Source organism: Streptomyces sp. NPDC001532, from assembly GCF_040298625.1.
Taxonomy (GTDB): domain Bacteria; phylum Actinomycetota; class Actinomycetes; order Streptomycetales; family Streptomycetaceae; genus Streptomyces.
In genome coordinates, this window is sequence record NZ_JBEPAL010000016.1 from 131,057 (window position 1) to 149,558 (window position 18,502).

Here is an 18,502-nt window from a genome sequence, read left to right on the forward strand (position 1 = left end):
GCTGTCCCCTCTCGTGGTCCACGATGACGCTTCACCCGTACTTGGGCCGGAGTGTGAAAGGCGTTACAGCGGCTGAACTCCGCTCCGGTCGCGTCCGTGGGTACGGATGACCGCGACCGTCGCAGCGGACCGACCGAACACCCCACAGGTCTAAACCAATTTCCCAACGACCCTTGTCATCGGGCCCCCGGGTCTGATGAGCTGTGGCCTGGGACACAACGGACACCCTGGGAAAGGGAGATGTCGTGAGCAACGAAAGCCTGGCCAACCTGCTCAAGGAAGAGCGCAGGTTCGCACCCCCCGCCGACCTGGCCGCGAACGCCAATGTCACGGCGGAGGCGTATGAACAGGCCAAGGCTGACAGGCTCGGCTTCTGGGCCGAGCAGGCCCGCCGGCTGAGCTGGGCCAAGGAGCCGACCGAGACCCTGGACTGGTCGAACCCGCCGTTCGCCAAGTGGTTCCAGGACGGCGAGCTGAACGTCGCCTACAACTGCGTCGACCGCCATGTCGAGGCCGGACACGGCGACCGGGTCGCCATCCACTTCGAGGGCGAGCCCGGCGACAGCCGCGCCCTCACCTACGCCCAGCTCAAGGACGAGGTCTCCCAGGCCGCGAACGCCCTGCTGGAACTGGGCGTGCGCAAGGGCGACCGGGTCGCGGTCTACATGCCGATGATCCCCGAGACCGCGGTCGCGATGCTGGCCTGCGCCCGGATCGGCGCCGCGCACTCCGTCGTCTTCGGCGGCTTCTCCGCGGACGCGCTCGCGACCCGGATCCAGGACGCCGACGCCAAGGTCGTCATCACCGCCGACGGCGGCTACCGGCGCGGCAAGCCCTCCGCGCTCAAGCCCGCCGTGGACGAGGCCGTCTCCCGCGCGGCCGGCGTCGAGCACGTACTGGTGGTGCGCCGCACCGGCCAGGACGTCGCCTTCGACGACAGCCGTGACGTTTGGTGGCACGAGATCGTCGGCCGGCAGTCCACCGAGCACACACCGGAGGCGTTCGAGGCGGAGAACCCGCTGTTCATCCTCTACACCTCCGGCACCACCGGGAAGCCCAAGGGCATCCTGCACACCTCCGGCGGCTACCTCACCCAGGCCGCCTACACCCACCACGCCGTCTTCGACCTCAAGCCCGAGACCGACGTCTACTGGTGCACCGCGGACGTCGGCTGGGTCACCGGCCACTCCTACATCGTCTACGGGCCGCTCGCCAACGGCGCCACCCAGGTCATGTACGAAGGCACCCCGGACACCCCGCACCAGGGCCGCTTCTGGGAGATCGTCCAGAAGTACAAGGTCAGCATCCTCTACACCGCGCCCACCGCGATCCGCACCTTCATGAAGTGGGGCGACGACATCCCCGCCAAGTTCGACCTGAGCAGCCTGCGCGTGCTGGGCTCGGTCGGCGAGCCGATCAACCCCGAGGCGTGGATCTGGTACCGCAAGCACATCGGCGCCGACCGCACCCCCATCGTCGACACCTGGTGGCAGACCGAGACCGGCGCCATGATGATCTCGCCGCTGCCCGGCGTCACCGCCACCAAGCCCGGCTCCGCCCAGACCCCGCTGCCCGGCATCTCGGCGACCGTCGTCGACGACGAGGCCAACGAGGTGCCCGACGGCGGCGGCGGCTACCTCGTCCTCACCGAGCCCTGGCCGTCCATGCTGCGCACCATCTGGGGCGACGACCAGCGCTTCCTCGACACCTACTGGTCCCGCTTCGAGGGCAAGTACTTCGCCGGCGACGGCGCGAAGAAGGACGACGACGGCGACATCTGGCTCCTCGGCCGCGTCGACGACGTCATGCTGGTCTCCGGCCACAACATCTCCACCACCGAGGTCGAGTCCGCGCTCGTCTCCCACCCCTCGGTCGCCGAGGCGGCCGTCGTCGGCGCCGCCGACGAGACCACCGGCCAGGCCATCGTCGCCTTCGTCATCCTGCGCGGCACCGCCGCCGAGACCGACGACCTCGTCGCCGACCTGCGCAACCACGTCGGCGCCACCCTCGGCCCCATCGCCAAGCCCAAGCGCATCCTGCCGGTCGCCGAACTGCCCAAGACCCGCTCCGGCAAGATCATGCGCCGCCTGCTGCGCGACGTCGCCGAGAACCGCGCCCTGGGCGACGTCACCACCCTCACCGACAGCAGCGTCATGCAGCTCATCCAGGACAAGCTGCCGGCCGCGCCCAGCGAGGACTGACCGCAGCCGCCCACGACCAGGGGTGCCCGGCGCCGAGCGTGCCGGGCACCCCTGTCGCGTCTAGGATCGGGCTCAGGGTGCGCCGGGAAGTCTGGTCGGCAACCGATTCGCGCTGCCCACCCACCGGAGGTCTCCGTGTCCGCGCCCCGCACGCCCCACAAGGTCCTCGGGCGGCTGTCCCTCCCGGAGCGCACCTTCGTCGCGGACGCCCTGCGCACCGAGACCGTCGGCGGCGTGCTGCTGCTCATCGCCGCGGTCACCGCGCTGATCTGGACGAACATCCCCGCGCTGCACGACAGCTACGAATCGGTCAGCCACTTCCACTTCGGCCCGGAAGCGCTCGGCCTGGACCTGTCCGTCGAGCACTGGGCGGCCGACGGACTGCTCGCGATCTTCTTCTTCGTCGCCGGTATCGAGCTGAAACGCGAGTTGGTCGCCGGTGATCTGCGCGATCCGAAGGCCGCCGCGCTGCCGGTCGTCGCCGCGCTGTGCGGCATGGCCGTCCCGGCGCTGGTCTACACCCTGACCAACGTCACCGGCGGCGGCTCCCTGGACGGCTGGGCGGTGCCGACGGCCACCGACATCGCCTTCGCGCTCGCCGTGCTCGCGGTCATCGGCACCTCGCTGCCCAGCGCCCTGCGCGCCTTCCTGCTGACCCTCGCCGTCGTCGACGACCTGTTCGCCATCATGATCATCGCGGTGTTCTTCACCGACACCCTGAACTTCGCCGCCCTCGGCGGCGCGGTGGCCGGCCTCGTCGTCTTCTGGCTGCTGCTGCGCAAGGGCGTCCGCGGCTGGTACGTGTACGTCCCGCTGGCTCTGGTGATCTGGGCCCTGATGTACAACAGCGGCATCCACGCCACCATCGCCGGTGTCGCGATGGGGCTGATGCTGCGCTGCACCACCCGTGAGGGCGAGGTGCACTCTCCCGGCGAACACATCGAACACCTCGTACGGCCGCTCTCGGCGGGCCTCGCCGTGCCGCTGTTCGCCCTGTTCAGCGCGGGTGTGACGGTGTCCGGCGGCGCGCTCGGCGATGTCTTCACCCAGCCGGAGACACTGGGCGTGGTGCTCGGTCTGGTGGTCGGCAAGACGCTCGGCATCTTCGGCGGCACCTGGCTCACGGCCCGTTTCACCCGGGCCTCGCTCAGCGACGACCTCGCCTGGGCCGACGTCTTCGCGGTGGCCACCCTGGCCGGAATCGGCTTCACCGTCTCGCTGCTGATCGGCGAGCTGGCCTTCGAGGGCGAGGCGGCGCTCACCGACGAGGTCAAGGCGGCCGTCCTGACCGGTTCCCTGATCGCGGCGGTCCTCGCGACGGTCCTGCTGAAGATACGGAACGCCAAATACCGCCGGATGTGGGAGGAAGAGGAGCGCGACGACGACCTCGACGGCATTCCGGACATCTACGAGGAGGACCAGCCGGAGTACCACCTCCGGATGGCCGCCATCTACGACGCCAAGGCCGCCGAGCACCGCCGTATGGCGGAGCGGAGGGCCGCCGAGCGCGACGGGCTTGCCGAAGTGGCGGGCGGGGCAGGCGAGGAGGACGACCGTCCGGCATGATCTGACGAGACGGTACAAAAGACGGGCCCGTCACCCGTCAGGCAGAAGAGGGAGACCGCGATGAGCGCACCCGACGGCAGCCCGGTCGGCGCCGAACGCAGCATCGGCCAGCTGTTCGCGTCGGCGACGACCGAATTGTCCGCGCTGGTGCACGACGAGATCGCACTGGCCAAGTCCCAGCTCCGACAGGACGTCAAGCGGGGAGCGACCAGCGGCGGCGCCTTCATGGCCGCAGGCGTGCTCCTGCTGTTCTCGCTGCCGATGCTCAACTTCGCCCTGGCGTACGGCATTCGGACCTGGAGCCACTGGAACCTGGCGGTCTGCTTCCTGCTCTCCTTCGCGGCGAACGTGCTCGTCGCCGGTCTCCTCGCGCTGATCGGCGTGCTCTTCGCCAAGAAGGCGAAGAAGGGCCGCGGCCCGCAGAAGGTCGCCGCGTCGATGAAGGAGTCGGCGGGCGTCCTGCAGAAGGCCAAGCCGCACCCGCGCCCCGAGCTGCCGCAGGACCGCGCGCCCGCGGCCATCGAGCCTGTGGCACGCTCGTCGTCATGACGGAACCCGACACCCCTTGGGCCCAGCCCGCCTCGGTCGTACGACTCGACCTGCCCGGCGGGCGTGAGGTGATCCACCGGGACGTGGCCGCCAACGGCGCGCGTTTCCACATCGCGGAGGTGGGCGACGGACCGCTGGTGATGCTGCTGCACGGCTTCCCGCAGTTCTGGTGGGCCTGGCGGCACCAGCTGGTGGCGCTCGCCGACGCCGGGTTCCGGGCCGTCGCCATGGACCTGAGGGGCGTCGGCGGCAGCGACCGCACGCCGCGCGGCTACGACCCCGCCAACCTCGCCCTCGACGTCACCGGCGTCATCCGCTCGCTCGGCGAGCCGGACGCCGCGCTCGTCGGGCACGACGTGGGCGGCTACCTGGCGTGGACGGCGGCCGTGATGCGGCCCAAGCTGGTCCGGCGGCTCGCGGTCGCCTCGATGCCGCATCCGCGGCGCTGGCGCTCGGCGATGCTCTCCGACCCCAGGCAGACCGCCGCCGGCTCCTACATCTGGGGCTTCCAGCGGCCGTGGATCCCCGAGCGGCAGCTCGTCGCGGACGACGGGGCGCTGGTGGGCCGGCTGATCCGGGACTGGTCCGGGCCGCGGCTGCCGGACGACGAGGCGGTGGAGGCGTACCGGCGGGCGATGCGCATCCCGTCCACCGCGCACTGCTCCGTCGAGCCGTACCGCTGGCTGGTCCGCTCCCTGGCCCGCCCCGACGGCATCCAGTTCTACCGGCGGATGAAGCGGCCGGTGCGGGTGCCGACGCTGCATCTGCACGGCTCGCTCGACCCGGTGCTGCGCACCCGCAGCGCGGCCGGCTCCGGCGAGTACGTCGAAGCCCCGTACCGCTGGCGGCTGTTCGACGGCCTCGGCCACTTTCCGCACGAGGAGGACCCGGTGGCGTTCTCCAACGAGCTGATCGGCTGGCTGAAGGACCCCGAGCCGGACCGCTGAACCGCTTCCGAACCCGGGCCGTGACCGCTCCGCTGCGCCCGGTATCCGGACACGCGAACACCTGTCCTACGAACGGCCACATGCCCGCCGCATAGGCCAATTGGGGGCGCGCGAGGCGGTTATCGACCTTCGCGCGGGGGCACACGTCGGGGTATGGGCTGGACGCACGACTACAGTGACGCAGCAGCACGCGACCGCCGCTCTGGCAGCGGCGCACTGAGCTCTCACCAGCGGGGGGAACCGCAACTCGCGGGCGCCGACCCGCGGGTGGGCATTCCGCGCATCCTCCGCCGCCGGGCCCGCTGGGTCTCGATGCGCCTGCGTCACCCCCGCGGCTGACCGGCGCGCCGCGTCAGAGCGCGCAGCTGTCGGTACCCACCTGCTGCTTGGCGGTACGCCCCGCGGTGATGTCCTCCCGGATCTCGTCCACGGTCAGCGCGTACCCCGTCTCGGCGTCGTCCAGCGACTTCGCGAACACCACGCCGTAGACCTCGCCCTGAGGGGTGAGCAGCGGGCCGCCGGAGTTGCCCTGACGGACGGTCGCGAAGAGCGAGTACACATCCCGGCGGACGGTGCCGCGGTGGTAGATGTCCGGGCCGTTGGCGGTGATGCGCCCGCGCACCCGCGCGGAACGCACGTCGTACGCGCCGTTCTCCGGGAAGCCCGCGACGATCGCGCTGTCGCCGCTCTCCGCGTCGCCGTCGGTGAACTTCAGGACGGGCGCCTTCAGGTCGGGCACGTCGAGTACCGCGATGTCGCGCTCCCAGTCGTAGAGCACGACGGTGGCGTCGTACTTCTTGCCCTCGCCGCCTATCTGCACGGTGGGCTCGTCGACACCGCCCACCACATGCGCGTTGGTCATCACGCGGCGGTCGGAGAAGACGAAGCCGGTGCCCTCCAGGACCTTGCCGCAGCTCTGCGCGGTGCCCACCACCTTCACGATGGAGCGCTGCGCGCGGGCGGCCACCGGGCTGCCCACGAGCGCCGGGTCGGGCGGCTGGACGTCGGTGATGGGCTCGTTGGCGAACGGGCTGAAGACCTGCGGGAAGCCGTTCTGCGCGAGCACCGAGGAGAAGTCCGCGAACCAGGTGTCGGCCTGCGCGGGCAGCGCGCGCGACACACCGAGCAGCACCTTGGAGCTGCGGACCTCCTTGCCGAGCGTCGGCAGCGTGGTGCCGGCCAGGGCCGAGCCGATCAGCCAGGCGACCAGCAGCATGGCGACCACGTTGACGAGGGCACCGCCGGTGGCGTCCAGCGCGCGGGCCGGGGACCACGTGATGTACCGGCGCAGCTTGTTGCCGAGGTGGGTGGTCAGGGCCTGGCCGACGGAGGCACAGACGATCACGACGACGACGGCGACGACGGCGGCGGTCGTGCTCACCTCCGCGTTGTCGGTCAGCAGGTCCCAGATCACCGGCAGCACGTAGACGGCCACCAGGCCGCCTCCCAGGAAGCCGATCACCGACAGGATGCCGACGACGAAGCCCTGGCGATAGCCGACGATCGCGAACCACACGGCAGCGACGAGCAACAGGATGTCCAGCACGTTCAACGCTTCAGGCCTCGCCTCGTCATCTTCCGCTCACACCGCCGACCGGTCCCAGGGACGGCCCCCGGGTGAACACGGCACGGGGGCCACCCTGTCATGCGCGCCAGTCGAGCGGGACCAGCTTGTCCCGGTCCCAGGGGCGCTCCCAGCCCGCGTAGTGCAGCAGCCGGTCGATGATTCCCGCCGTGAAACCCCAGACGAGTGCCGATTCGACCAGAAATGCCGGGCCTCGATGGCCGCTGGGGTGCAGGGCGGTGGCGCGGTTGGCGGGATCCGTGAGATCCGCCACGGGCGCGGTGAACACCCGCGCGGTCTCGTTGGGGTCGACGACGCCGACCGGGCTCGACTCCCGCCACCAGCCCAGCACCGGCGTCACGACGAAGCCGCTCACCGGGATGTACAGCTTGGGCAGCACGCCGAAGACCTGGACGCCCGACGGGTCGAGGCCGGTCTCCTCCTCCGCCTCGCGCAGTGCCGCCCGCAGCGGCCCGTCGGCATGCGGGTCGCCGTCCTCGGGGTCGAGGGCGCCGCCCGGGAAGGACGGCTGCCCGGCGTGCGACCGCAGGGTGCCGGCGCGCTCCATCAGCAGCAGTTCCGGACCGCGCTCGCCCTCGCCGAACAGGACCAGGACGGCGGACTGGCGGCCGGCCCCGTCCTCCGGCGGCAGGAAGCGGCTCAGCTGGACCGGCTTCACCGTCTCCACGGCCCGCACCACCGGGTCCAGCCAGCCCGGCAGCCCGTCCTTGCTGACCGTCACCGGACCGCCCTGCGTCTCGCTCGCCCGCGTCATCGCCACCCCCGTCGTCCTGCTGCTTCCAACGCCCGAGGGCCCCGCGATCGTTCCGCCCGGCCCGGCGAGCCGCCCGGCCGTGGCCAGGACACCGCCGCGCCCCTCATCCGGCCCCCAGCGGCGGGGCCGGCCTGCCGCCCGCGTCCAGGTAGGCCTGCGGAGGGTTCAGCCGCTGGCCGGGCAAGCCGCCCTTCTCGTACTTCAGCAGCTTCTTCGCCTTCTCCGGGTCCGTCTCGCCCTCGCCGTACGCCGGGCAGAGCGGGGCGATGGGGCAGGCGCCGCAGGCCGGTTTGCGGGCGTGGCAGATCCGGCGGCCGTGCCAGATGACGTGGTGCGAGAGGTCGGTCCAGTCGCCGCGGGGGAAGAGCGCGCCGACGGCGGCCTCGATCTTGTCGGGGTCGGCCTCCTCGGTCCACTGCCAGCGCCGGACCAGCCGCTGGAAGTGCGTGTCCACGGTGATGCCGGGGTGGCCGAAGGCGTTGCCGAGGACCACGAAGGCGGTCTTGCGCCCGACGCCGGGCAGTTTGACGAGGTCTTCCAGACGGCCAGGGACCTCGCCGCCGAACTCCTCCGTCAGCGCCTTGGACAGCCCTATCACCGACCGCGTCTTCGCCCGGAAGAACCCGCAGGGCCGCAGGATCTCCTCAACCTCCTCCGGGTTGGCGGCGGCCAGGTCCTCGGGGGTCGGGTACTTGGCGAACAGCGCCGGGGTGGTCTGGTTGACGCGCAGGTCGGTGGTCTGCGCGGACAGCACCGTGGCGACCAGCAGCTGGAAGGGGTTGTCGAAGTCCAGCTCCGGGTGGGCGTACGGAAAGACCTCGGCGAGTTCGCGGTCGATCCGGCGGGCACGGCGGACCAGGGCCGTACGGGACTCCGCGCGGGGCGACTTGGGCGCGATGGTCTTCGCGGGGGCCTTCTTCACCGCGGCGGCGGCCTTCTTGGGCGCGATGTCGGCCTTTTTGACGGTGGCTTTGCTGAGGGGGGCGTCCGGGGCGGCGGTCTTGGCGGAGACGGCCTTCTTGGCAACAGCCTTCTTGGCGGCGGTCTTCTTTGCGGCGGTCTTCTTGCTGACGGCCTTCTTGGAAGGGGCCGTCTTGGAGGCGGCCTTCTTGGAGGCGGCCTTCTTGGAGGCGGCCGTCTTGGCGGTGCTCTTCGCGGCCGTCTTCTTCGCCGCCGGTTCCTCGGCCGCGCCGCCCGCGGCGGCCGTCCTCAGAGGCGCGGCCTTCTCCGCCGGACCCGACTTCTTCACAGCAGCCTTCTTTGTCGCTTTTGCCGTTTTTCCCTCACTGTCCGGGACCTGTTCGCCCACAGCGGAATCGCGACGTACCACCACCCGCGCAGCCCCCTCGGCCTGTGCTCTCACCGGCTTTTTGGACACTCGGCCAGCCTAAGGCCCCGCACTGACATCCGCCCCGGACCTCGAAGATCAGCCCCCGATTGGACCCCTGCCGCTTACCACGGGACACCAGTGCGGCATCCTTGTGACAGATCACACTGTTTGGACCCTCCGGCAAAATGGGCACCACGGTCCCCTGGTACAAGGGGGAGCAAGATCCCCTGAGCAGGTCGACAAGGAGAGAACTCGTGGACGACGTTCTGCGGCGGAATCCGCTCTTCGCGGCGCTCGACGACGAGCAGGCCGCGGAGCTGCGTGCCTCCATGAGTGAGGTGACCCTCGCGCGAGGCGACTCCCTGTTTCACGAGGGAGACCCGGGCGACCGGCTCTACGTCGTGACCGAGGGCAAGGTCAAGCTGCACCGCACGTCGCCCGACGGCCGCGAGAACATGCTGGCCGTGGTGGGCCCCGGCGAGCTGATCGGCGAGCTGTCCCTGTTCGACCCGGGCCCGCGCACGGCGACCGCCACCGCGCTGACCGAGGTCAAGCTGCTCGGCCTCGGCCACGGCGACCTCCAGCCCTGGCTGAACGCCCGCCCCGAGGTGGCCGCCGCGCTGCTGCGCGCCGTCGCCCGCCGGCTGCGCAAGACCAACGACGCCATGTCGGACCTGGTCTTCTCGGACGTCCCGGGCCGTGTCGCACGCGCCCTGCTGGACCTCTCCCGCCGCTTCGGCGTGCAGTCCGAGGAGGGCATCCACGTCGTCCACGACCTCACCCAGGAGGAGCTGGCGCAGCTCGTCGGCGCCTCCCGCGAGACGGTCAACAAGGCGCTCGCCGACTTCGCCCAGCGCGGCTGGCTCCGCCTGGAGGCCCGCGCGGTGATCCTGTTGGACGTGGAGCGGCTGGCCAAGCGCTCCCGCTGACACCGGTCACGCCGTCACGAAGCGGTACGACGACGGGGTCCCGCCTGGCAGCAGGCGGGACCCCGTCGTCGTACGTACCGGCGCTGTTCGCGGGGCCGGCTAGATGAGCCCGTGCTCCTCCAGGTACTCCAGCTGGGCCCGCACCGACAGCTCAGCCGCCGGCCACAGGGAGCGGTCGACGTCGGCGTAGACGTGCGCCACGACCTGCTCGGGCGTGCGGTAGCCGTCCTCCACCGCCGTCTCGATCTGGGCGAGGCGGTGGGCGCGGTGGGCGAGGTAGAACTCCACGGCGCCCTGGGCGTCCTCCAGGACCGGTCCGTGGCCCGGGAGGACCGTGTGGACGCCGTCGTCGACCGTGAGGGACCTCAGACGGCGCAGCGAGTCCAGATAGTCGCCGAGGCGGCCGTCGGGGTGCGCCACGACCGTCGTGCCGCGGCCGAGGACCGTGTCGCCGGTGAGGACCGCGCGGTCGGCCGGGATGTGGAAGCAGAGCGAGTCCGCGGTGTGGCCGGGCGTCGGGACGACCCGCAGCTCCAGACCGCCCACCCGGACCACGTCACCGGCGGCCAGGCCCTCGTCGCCGAGCCGCAGCGCCGGGTCGAGGGCCCGCACGCGCGTGCCGGTCAGTTCGGCGAAGCGGGCGGCGCCCTCGGCGTGGTCGGGATGGCCGTGGGTCAGCAGGGTCAGGGCGATGCGCTTGCCGGCCCGCTCGGCGGTGTCGACGACGTGCCGCAGGTGCCCGTCGTCCAGCGGGCCGGGGTCGACGACGACGGCCAGCTCGGAGTCGGGCTCCGACAGGATCCAGGTGTTGGTGCCGTCCAAGGTCATGGCGGACGGGTTGGGCGCGAGGACGTTGACGGCCCGCGCGGTGGCGGGTCCGGACAGGACCCCGCCGCGCGGCCGGCCGGGAAGGGCGCCTGCGTCGGTCATGAGGAAGCTCCCCCGCTCGGGATGTGCTTGGTGAACTCGTCGTGGCCCGGCCAGGACAGCACGATCTCCTCGCCCTCCATACGGGCCTGTGCGAGGACGGGGGCCAGGTCCCGGCCCGGTGCGGCGGCCAGCGCCCCGGCGGCCGTGTCGTACGGCGTCAGCTGGCGCAGTGTGGCGATGGTGGGCGGCATCATCAGCAGCTCGCCCTTGTCGTAGGCCGCCGCCGCGTCCGCGGGCCGGATCCACACGGTGCGGTCCGCCTCGGAGGAGGCGTTGCGGGTGCGCTGGCCCTCGGGGAGGGCGGCGACGAAGAACCAGGTGTCGTAGCGGCGGGTCTCGAACTCCGGGGTGATCCAGCGGGTCCAGGCGCCGAGCAGGTCGGAGCGCAGCACCAGGCCCCGCCGGTCCAGGAACTCGGCGAACGACAGGTCGCGGGCGACGAGGGCCGCGCGGTCGGCCTCCCAGTCGTCGCCGGTGGTGTCGCCGACGACGGTGTCGGAGGTCGGGCCGGCCAGGAGGACGCCCGCCTCCTCGTACGTCTCGCGCACGGCCGCGCAGACGATCGCCTGGGCCAGGGTCTCGTCGACGCCCAGCCGGTCCGCCCACCACGCGCGCGTGGGGCCCGCCCAGCGGACGTGGCGGTCGTCGTCGCGCGGGTCCACGCCGCCGCCGGGGTAGGCGTACGCGCCTCCGGCGAAGGCCATGGAGGCGCGTCTGCGCAGCATGTGCACGGCGGGGCCGCTGTCGGTGTCCTTCAGGAGCATCACCGTGGCCGCGCGCTTCGGGGTCACCGGGGTGAGGGTGCCGGCCGCCAGCGCGCGGATGAGCTCCGGCCACTCGGAGGGATACCACTGACCGTTCGCCATGGCCGGAGGCTATCCCCTGGCGCGCTGATGTTCGAGAGGCAACGATCACCGGCGCCGCGGAGGGCCGCTTACGGCTGCGTCAGCTCCACCTGGATCTCGACCTCGACCGGCGCGTCCAGCGGCAGCACGGCCACGCCGACCGCGCTCCGCGCGTGGACGCCCTTGTCGCCCAGGACCTCGCCCAGCAGCTCGCTGGCGCCGTTGAGGACGCCCGGCTGCCCGGTGAAGTCCGAGGCCGACGCCACGAACCCGACGACCTTCACCACGCGCGCGATGCGGTCCAGGTCACCCGCGACCGACTTCACGGCGGCGAGGGCGTTGAGCGCACAGGTCCGGGCGAGCTCCTTGGCCTCCTCGGGCGTGACCTCCGCGCCGACCTTGCCGGTGACGGGCAGCTTGCCCTCGACCATCGGCAGCTGGCCGGCGGTATAGACGTACGGGCCGGACTGCACGGCCGGCTGGTAGGCGGCCAGCGGCGGGACGACCTCCGGCAGCGCAAGGCCCAGCTCGGCGAGCTTCGCCTCGACCGCGCTCACGCCTGCCTCTCCCGCTTCAGGTAGGCCACCAGCTGCTCGGGGTTGTTCGGGCCGGGCACGACCTGGACGAGCTCCCAGCCGTCCTCGCCCCAGGTGTCCAGAATCTGCTTCGTGGCATGGACGAGCAGCGGCACGGTTGCGTATTCCCACTTGGTCATGGGGCGACTGTAGCCGCTGTCGCGGCGGGGTCCGGCGACGGCTCCGGCGACGCCTTGCGACACGGCTTCGGGGCCGCTTCGGCGACGCCGCCGAGGACGGTTGTCCACAGCCTCCCGATTGGTCGGGGCGCGGACTGGTTACGCTCGAAGGCGTGAGCAGGCTCCAGGTCGTCAGCGGCAAGGGCGGGACCGGAAAGACGACGGTCGCCGCGGCCCTCGCGCTGGCCCTCGCCACGGAGGGGAAGCGGACGCTCCTCGTCGAGGTGGAAGGCCGGCAAGGCATCGCACAGCTATTCGAGACGGAGGCGCTTCCCTATGAGGAGCGCAAGATCGCCGTCGCTCCCGGTGGCGGGGAGGTGTTCGCCCTCGCCATCGATCCCGAACTGGCCCTTCTGGACTACCTCCAGATGTTCTACAAACTGGGGGGAGCCGGACGGGCCCTGAAGAAACTCGGCGCCATCGACTTCGCCACCACCATCGCCCCCGGTGTGCGGGACGTCCTCCTCACCGGCAAGGCCTGTGAGGCGGTCCGGCGCAAGGACAAGGCGGGACGGTTCGTCTACGACCACGTCGTCATGGACGCACCGCCCACCGGACGCATCACCCGCTTCCTCAACGTCAACGACGAGGTCGCGGGGCTCGCCAAGATCGGTCCGATACACAATCAGGCGCAGGCGGTCATGCGGGTGCTGAAGTCCGCGGAGACCGCGGTGCACATGGTGACGCTGCTGGAGGAGATGCCGGTCCAGGAGACCGCCGACGGCATCGCCGAACTGCGTGCCGCCCGGCTGCCGGTGGGCCGGGTCGTCGTGAACATGGTCCGGCCCCAGCTGTTCGACGCCGCCGACCTGGACCTCGTCCGGGCCGTTCCGCACGCCGAGGTCGCCCGGTCGCTGTCGGCCGCCGGGCTCGGCGGCGCCCGCCGCGGCCAGCACGCCGAGCGGCTGGTGGACCCGCTCCTGGAGCAGGCGGACGAGTACGCGGAGCGGTACGCGCTGGAGGGCGAGCAGCGCGCCGTCCTCGGCGAGCTGGATCTGCCGCTGCACGAACTGCCGCTGTTCGCCGAGGGCATGGACCTGGCGGGCCTGTACCAACTCGCCCACGAGCTGCGGAAGCAGGGGATGACATGAGCGCGGAGCCCGTCCCGACCCCCCATCGCCTCGCCTCCGCGCGTGTGCTGGAGGTCGACCCGCTGCTCGACGACCCGCGCACCCGGATCGTGGTGTGCTGCGGCTCCGGCGGCGTCGGCAAGACGACCACGGCGGCGGCGCTGGGTCTGCGCGCCGCGGAGCGCGGCCGCAAGGTCGTCGTCCTCACCATCGACCCGGCCCGTCGGCTCGCCCAGTCCATGGGCATCGACTCCCTCGACAACACCCCGCGCCGGGTGAAGGGCGTCGAGGGCGACGGCGAGCTGCACGCGATGATGCTCGACATGAAGCGCACCTTCGACGAGATCGTCGAGGCGCACGCGGACCCCGACCGGGCGGCCGCCATCCTGGGCAACCCCTTCTACCAGTCGCTCTCGGCGGGCTTCGCGGGCACGCAGGAGTACATGGCGATGGAGAAGCTGGGCCAGCTGCGGTCGAAGGACGAGTGGGACCTGATCGTCGTCGACACCCCGCCCTCGCGCTCCGCGCTGGACTTCCTCGACGCCCCGAAGCGGCTCGGCTCCTTCCTGGACGGCAAGCTGATCCGCGTGCTGCTGGCGCCCGCGAAGGTCGGCGGCCGCGCGGGGATGAAGTTCCTGAACGTCGGCATGTCGATGATGACCGGGGTGCTGGGCAAGGTGCTCGGCGGACAGTTCCTCAAGGACGTCCAGACGTTCGTGGCCGCGATGGACTCCATGTTCGGCGGTTTCCGGACCCGCGCGGACGCCACCTACAAGCTGCTCCAGGCGCCCGGCACGGCGTTCCTGGTGGTCGCGGCGCCGGAGCGGGACGCGCTGCGCGAGGCCGCGTACTTCGTGGAGCGGCTGGCCGCGGAGGACATGCCGCTCGCCGGGCTGGTGCTCAACCGCGTCCACGACAGCGGCGCCGGCGGACTGTCGGCCGAGCGGGCGCTCGCCGCCGCCGAAAATCTTGAGGAGTCCCGCATTGTGGATCAGGGGGACGGGAAAGCTGGACTTCGTAACTCTCCCGACACATACGGCAGTTCGGTTCCCGACGAAGGCTCCCCCGCCGAGACGGACGAAGCCGCCGTGCCGGACGACGACGGCTCCCCCGCCGACCCGGACCCGGAGCTCGCCTCCGAGGAGCGGTCCGTCGACCGGCTCACCGCGAGCCTGCTGAGGCTGCACGCCGAGCGCATGCAGCTGATCGCCCGCGAGCAGCGCACCCGCGACCGCTTCGCCGCGCTCCACCCCGAGGTCGCGGTGGCCGAGGTGGCCGCGCTGCCCGGCGATGTGCACGACCTCGCGGGGCTGCGGGACATCGGCGACCGGCTGGCGGGCCAGGAGGCGGACGGCGAGTGAGGTGTGGGCGGCCGCGGTGACCGGGGACGGCTGCCGGCGGCGCCGGGCGCGTGAGCAAGCGCCCCATGTGCGGGACAGGGGCATGCCGGTGGCACTCGGGGCGCGCAAGAAGGCGACCGTCGCGGACCGTCGTCGGCCTGTGCGGCAGCGGGGACACACGCGGACACCGCCTGCGTGACAGCCGGGGCTCCTGAGAACGCGGCTCCTGCGCAGACCGAGGCCACACGAGCGCCATGACTCCGCTCAGCCGGACCCCGCGCCACGGCAGCACCCGCACCACTCACCAGGCACTACGCAGCACGGCAGCACGCGCGCCGCGCCCTGCCCGGTGACGCCCACCCGGGCGAGACGGCGGCCCATGGCACCTCTCGCCCGCCAGCACCACTCGCCCGCCGGCACCACTCGCCCGCCGGCACCACTCGCCCGCGCCGCGAGCGAACCCAGGGCATTGCGAGCGCACCCGGGGCATCGATCGGCCGACGGCACTCGAACACCCGTCGGCCGGCACCCTGCCGGGATCAGCTCACGGCCGCGTAGTTCTCGTACACCTGGTCGTCATCGAGCGGCACCAGTCCGGCGCCTCGCTCGTACTCCGAACGCGCCGTCTCCAGGAGCCGGCGCCAGGAGGTCACGGTGGGCCGCCTGCGCAGCAGTGCGCGGCGCTCCCGCTCCGTCATTCCTCCCCACACGCCGAACTCGACGCGGTTGTCGAGCGCGTCGGCCAGGCACTCGGTCCGCACCGGGCATCCGGTGCACACCGCCTTGGCCCTGTTCTGCGCTGCTCCTTGAACGAACAGTTCATCCGGATCGGTAGTGCGGCAGGCCGCCTGCGCACTCCAGTCGGTTACCCAGCCCATACCGGCGCCGTCCTCTCCCGAATCGAGGCTCCCCCACGGCGGCAGCGGCATATTCACCGCCGCCAGTTGAGGACGTTACGGAAGGTGGGCACAGCGCAACACCCCCTTCGGGCCCAATCTTGAATGGCCCGAACGGACTATGCGTAAGCGGCAGATCACCCGGGGGAGTGAGCCTGCGACATGCGCGGCAATCCCGGCATTTCGGGATGGTTCAGTTGCGTCACAACGGACGCCTGGTGACACACAAGGCGGATTCGGGCACCCCTCCAACAGGCCCTCGGAGAAAGCCCCGAGAAGTCGTCGGGCGGATCCGGAACGATTCGCGCTCGCCGGACGTATTGATACGTGACCGCACTGCTGTGACAGTTGAGAGCAGCTTAGGCCAAGGCCTATACGTGTGTCCGGCGAATGAGAACGTAGGCTGCCCTCATGGCAAAGAAGCGCTCGGGCGGTGGTCTGTCGCCAACGCAGCAGGCCGCCAAGTTCCTCGGTGTCAGTGTGCTCGCGGGAGCCGTCATGGCCGGCATCGCGCTGCCCGCCGTCGGCGCGCTGGGGCTCGCGGCGAAGGGTTCGGTCGAGGGATTCGACGAGATCCCGGCGAACCTGAAGACACCGCCGCTCAGTCAGCGCACCACGATCCTCGACGCCGACGGCGGCACCATCGCCACGGTGTACTCGCGCGACCGCACGGTCGTCGACCTCACGGACATCTCGCCGTACATGCAGAAGGCGATCGTCGCGATCGAGGACGCCCGCTTCTACAAGCACGGCGCGATCGACCTGAAGGGCGTGCTGCGCGCCCTCAACAAGAACGCGCAGAGCGGCGGGGTCGCCGAGGGCGCCTCCACGCTCACCCAGCAGTACGTGAAGAACGTCTTCGTGGAGGAAGCCGGCGACGACCCGACGAAGGTCGCGCAGGCCACCCAGCAGACCCTCGGCCGCAAGGTCAAGGAACTGAAGTACGCGATCCAGGTCGAGGAGGAGCTGGGCAAGAAGAAGATCCTCGAGAACTACCTGAACATCACGTTCTTCGGCCAGCAGGCCTACGGCGTCGAGGCCGCCGCCCAGCGGTACTTCTCCAAGCACGCCAAGGAGCTGAACCTCCAGGAGTCCGCCCTGCTCGCCGGCATCGTCCAGTCGCCGAGCCGGTACGACCCGGTGAACGACGAGGCCGAGGCCACCAAGCGCCGCGACATCGTCCTCCAGCGCATGGCCGAGGTCGGCAACATCTCCCAGGCGGAGGCCGACCGCGCCAAGAAGACCCCGATCGACCTGAAGGTCAGCCGCCCCAAGAACGGCTGCATCACCGCGGTCAAGGGCGCCGGCTTCTTCTGTGACTACGTGCGCGAGGTGTTCCTCACCGACCCGGTCTTCGGCAAGACCAAGGAGGCCCGGGCCAAGGTCTGGAACCGCGGCGGTCTGACCATCCGCACGACCCTCGACCCGCAGGCCCAGGAGTCGGTGCAGTCGTCGGTCAAGGAGCACGTGAACAAGAGCGACGACGTGGCGACCGCCGCCACCATCGTCGAGCCCGGCACCGGCAAGATCCTCGGCATGGGCCAGTCCCGGCCGTACGGCTTCGGGAAGAACGAGACGCAGATCAACCTCTCGGTCGACGCGGCCATGGGCGGCGGCGCGGGCTACCAGCCCGGTTCGACGTTCAAGCCGATCGTGGCCGCCGCCGCGATCGAGGGCGGCATGCCCGCCACGAAGTCGTACTCCTCGCCGTACGAGATGGAGTACCCGAACCCGGTCCAGGCCTGCGACGGCAAGACCTGGAACGAGCGGGGCGTCAAGCTCACCAACGAGAACGAGTCCGAGGTCGGGCCGTACGCGATGAAGGAGGCGACGGCCAAGTCCGTCAACACCTACTTCGTGCAGATGATCAGTGAGATCGGCATCTGCCCGGTGACCGAGATGGCCAAGAAGATGGGCGTGGAGCGCGCCGACGGCGGCAAGATGCAGCAGGCCCCGTCGATCGCCCTCGGCACCCAGGAGATGTCCCCGCTGACCATGGCGAACGGGTACGCGACCTTCGCCTCGCGCGGGATGTACTGCACGCCGATCGCCATCGAGTCGATCAGCCAGCGGATCGGCGAGCAGAGCAAGTCCCTGCCGGTCCCGAAGTCGACCTGCTCGCGCGCGATGTCCGAGACCACCGCCGACACCATCAACACCCTGCTCCGGGGCGTGGTCGAGGACGGCACGGGCACCCAGGCCGGCCTCGACTCCCGGGCCAGCGCCGGCAAGACCGGCACCACCGACTTCCGCTACGCCGCCTGGTTCGTCGGCTACACCCCGAACATGGCCGGCGCCGTCTGGGTCGGCGACCCCGCGCACAAGCGCCAGATGGTCGACATCACCATCGGCGGCGTCTGGCACGACAAGGTGTACGGCGGCCAGGTCCCCGGTCCGATCTGGCGCGACATGATGGCCGGCGCGCTCCAGGGCAAGCCCGCGCCCGACTTCAACCTCGTCGACATCCCCGACGCCGTGGACCGCGACCGCGACCGGGGCGACGAGGACAACGACCGCGGAAACGGCAACGGCAACGGCAACGGGGACGACAACGGGAACGGCGACGACGGCGGTGGCCTCTTCGCCGGCCTCACCGACGGCGGCACGACCGGCGGCACCGAGCCGTCCCCCTCCTTCTCCCTCCCCGAGGGCCTCTTCGAGGGCACCGACAACGGCGGGAACAACGGGAACGGCAACGGCGGGAACTGGCCGTAGGCCCGGAGGATCCCGGCCGTAGGCCCGGAGGATCCCGAAGGCGGTCCGAGTACGACGGTGGGGGCGCCCCTGGTGACCAGGGGCGCCCCCA

Annotated in this window: 17 protein-coding genes; 9 read left to right on the forward strand and 8 right to left on the reverse strand. The window is 71.2% G+C overall.

Going from position 1 to position 18,502, the window contains the following annotated elements:
- Window positions 1–245 precede the first annotated feature (245 nt).
- From acs to ABT232_RS17400, 5 genes are all read left to right on the forward strand, one after another.
- Window positions 246–2,201 (forward strand): acetate--CoA ligase, encoded by a 1,956-nt coding sequence (gene acs, locus ABT232_RS17380; RefSeq protein ID WP_351840769.1) that lies wholly within the window; start codon window positions 246–248, stop codon window positions 2,199–2,201.
- A gap of 135 nt (window positions 2,202–2,336) precedes the next feature.
- A complete protein-coding gene (gene nhaA / locus ABT232_RS17385) occupies window positions 2,337–3,767 on the forward strand; it encodes a Na+/H+ antiporter NhaA (protein WP_351840770.1) in 1,431 nt (476 codons plus the stop codon).
- 60 nt (window positions 3,768–3,827) lie between these two features.
- Window positions 3,828–4,316, forward strand: coding sequence for a phage holin family protein (locus ABT232_RS17390; RefSeq protein WP_351840771.1), 489 nt, complete (start codon window positions 3,828–3,830; stop codon window positions 4,314–4,316).
- Window positions 4,313–5,263, forward strand: a complete 951-nt coding sequence (locus tag ABT232_RS17395; RefSeq protein ID WP_351840772.1) for an alpha/beta fold hydrolase — start codon at window positions 4,313–4,315, stop codon at window positions 5,261–5,263. The genes ABT232_RS17390 and ABT232_RS17395 overlap by 4 nt, the downstream gene beginning before the upstream one ends.
- A 153-nt stretch (window positions 5,264–5,416) precedes the next feature.
- Complete coding sequence (locus ABT232_RS17400) at window positions 5,417–5,602, forward strand: hypothetical protein (RefSeq protein WP_351840773.1); 186 nt, start codon at window positions 5,417–5,419, stop codon at window positions 5,600–5,602.
- A gap of 13 nt (window positions 5,603–5,615) precedes the next feature.
- Here ABT232_RS17400 and ABT232_RS17405 read toward each other — a convergent pair whose 3' ends face one another.
- The 3 genes from ABT232_RS17405 to nth all read right to left on the reverse strand — a co-directional run bounded on the left by ABT232_RS17405 (window position 5,616) and on the right by nth (window position 8,851).
- Complete coding sequence (locus ABT232_RS17405) at window positions 5,616–6,815, reverse strand: MarP family serine protease (protein WP_351840774.1); 1,200 nt, start codon at window positions 6,813–6,815, stop codon at window positions 5,616–5,618.
- A 91-nt stretch (window positions 6,816–6,906) separates the two neighbouring features.
- Complete coding sequence (locus ABT232_RS17410) at window positions 6,907–7,602, reverse strand: NUDIX hydrolase (RefSeq protein WP_351840775.1); 696 nt, start codon at window positions 7,600–7,602, stop codon at window positions 6,907–6,909.
- Window positions 7,603–7,705: 103 nt separating this feature from the next.
- Complete coding sequence (gene nth / locus ABT232_RS17415; RefSeq protein ID WP_351840776.1) at window positions 7,706–8,851, reverse strand: endonuclease III; 1,146 nt, start codon at window positions 8,849–8,851, stop codon at window positions 7,706–7,708.
- Between the two features lie 335 nt (window positions 8,852–9,186).
- Here nth and ABT232_RS17420 point away from each other — a divergent pair, with 335 nt between their 5' ends.
- Window positions 9,187–9,861, forward strand: a complete 675-nt coding sequence (locus ABT232_RS17420; RefSeq protein ID WP_029382547.1) for a Crp/Fnr family transcriptional regulator — start codon at window positions 9,187–9,189, stop codon at window positions 9,859–9,861.
- A 99-nt stretch (window positions 9,862–9,960) separates the two neighbouring features.
- Here the strand turns inward: ABT232_RS17420 and ABT232_RS17425 are convergent, their stop codons facing one another.
- From ABT232_RS17425 to sp36, 4 genes are all read right to left on the reverse strand, one after another.
- On the reverse strand, window positions 9,961–10,791 hold the full coding sequence (locus ABT232_RS17425) for an MBL fold metallo-hydrolase (protein WP_351840777.1): 831 nt from the start codon (window positions 10,789–10,791) through the stop codon (window positions 9,961–9,963).
- Window positions 10,788–11,657 carry an NUDIX hydrolase gene (locus ABT232_RS17430; RefSeq protein ID WP_351840778.1) on the reverse strand — a complete coding sequence of 290 codons (870 nt, stop codon included), beginning with the start codon at window positions 11,655–11,657 and terminating at the stop codon, window positions 10,788–10,790. The genes ABT232_RS17425 and ABT232_RS17430 overlap by 4 nt, the downstream gene beginning before the upstream one ends.
- A gap of 68 nt (window positions 11,658–11,725) precedes the next feature.
- Window positions 11,726–12,193, reverse strand: coding sequence for a RidA family protein (locus ABT232_RS17435; protein WP_351840779.1), 468 nt, complete (start codon window positions 12,191–12,193; stop codon window positions 11,726–11,728).
- Window positions 12,190–12,351, reverse strand: a complete 162-nt coding sequence (sp36, locus tag ABT232_RS17440; RefSeq protein WP_010986011.1) for a Sp36 family protein — start codon at window positions 12,349–12,351, stop codon at window positions 12,190–12,192. The genes ABT232_RS17435 and sp36 overlap by 4 nt, the downstream gene beginning before the upstream one ends.
- Before the next feature lie 152 nt (window positions 12,352–12,503).
- On the opposite strand from sp36, the gene bagA reads away from it, so the two are divergent.
- Both bagA and bagB read left to right on the forward strand, forming a co-directional pair.
- Complete coding sequence (gene bagA, locus ABT232_RS17445) at window positions 12,504–13,481, forward strand: ATPase BagA (RefSeq protein WP_351840780.1); 978 nt, start codon at window positions 12,504–12,506, stop codon at window positions 13,479–13,481.
- Entirely contained in the window at window positions 13,478–14,821 is a 1,344-nt protein-coding gene (gene bagB, locus ABT232_RS17450) for an ATPase BagB (RefSeq protein WP_351840781.1), read from the forward strand. Before bagA ends, bagB begins: the two co-directional genes overlap by 4 nt.
- 518 nt (window positions 14,822–15,339) lie before the next feature.
- Here bagB and wblA read toward each other — a convergent pair.
- Window positions 15,340–15,678 (reverse strand): transcriptional regulator WblA, encoded by a 339-nt coding sequence (gene wblA / locus ABT232_RS17455; RefSeq protein WP_351840789.1) that lies wholly within the window; start codon window positions 15,676–15,678, stop codon window positions 15,340–15,342.
- Between the two features lie 429 nt (window positions 15,679–16,107).
- Between wblA and ABT232_RS17460 the strand changes: the two genes are divergently transcribed.
- Entirely contained in the window at window positions 16,108–18,411 is a 2,304-nt protein-coding gene (locus ABT232_RS17460; RefSeq protein ID WP_351840782.1) for a transglycosylase domain-containing protein, read from the forward strand.
- Window positions 18,412–18,502: the final 91 nt, after the last annotated feature.

Excerpts from the sequence above, each read along its gene's own strand:
- bagB (WP_351840781.1), top strand. The coding sequence starts at position 13,478 with ATGAGCGCGGAGCCCGTCCCGACCCCCCATCGCCTCGCCTCCGCGCGT.
- sp36 (WP_010986011.1), bottom strand. The coding sequence starts at position 12,351 with ATGACCAAGTGGGAATACGCAACCGTGCCGCTGCTCGTCCATGCCACG.
- wblA (WP_351840789.1), bottom strand. The coding sequence starts at position 15,678 with ATGGGCTGGGTAACCGACTGGAGTGCGCAGGCGGCCTGCCGCACTACC.
- ABT232_RS17430 (WP_351840778.1), bottom strand. The coding sequence starts at position 11,657 with ATGGCGAACGGTCAGTGGTATCCCTCCGAGTGGCCGGAGCTCATCCGC.
- ABT232_RS17390 (WP_351840771.1), top strand. The coding sequence starts at position 3,828 with ATGAGCGCACCCGACGGCAGCCCGGTCGGCGCCGAACGCAGCATCGGC.
- ABT232_RS17460 (WP_351840782.1), top strand. The coding sequence starts at position 16,108 with ATGGCAAAGAAGCGCTCGGGCGGTGGTCTGTCGCCAACGCAGCAGGCC.
- ABT232_RS17400 (WP_351840773.1), top strand. The coding sequence starts at position 5,417 with ATGGGCTGGACGCACGACTACAGTGACGCAGCAGCACGCGACCGCCGC.
- ABT232_RS17395 (WP_351840772.1), top strand. The coding sequence starts at position 4,313 with ATGACGGAACCCGACACCCCTTGGGCCCAGCCCGCCTCGGTCGTACGA.
- ABT232_RS17425 (WP_351840777.1), bottom strand. The coding sequence starts at position 10,791 with ATGACCGACGCAGGCGCCCTTCCCGGCCGGCCGCGCGGCGGGGTCCTG.
- ABT232_RS17410 (WP_351840775.1), bottom strand. The coding sequence starts at position 7,602 with ATGACGCGGGCGAGCGAGACGCAGGGCGGTCCGGTGACGGTCAGCAAG.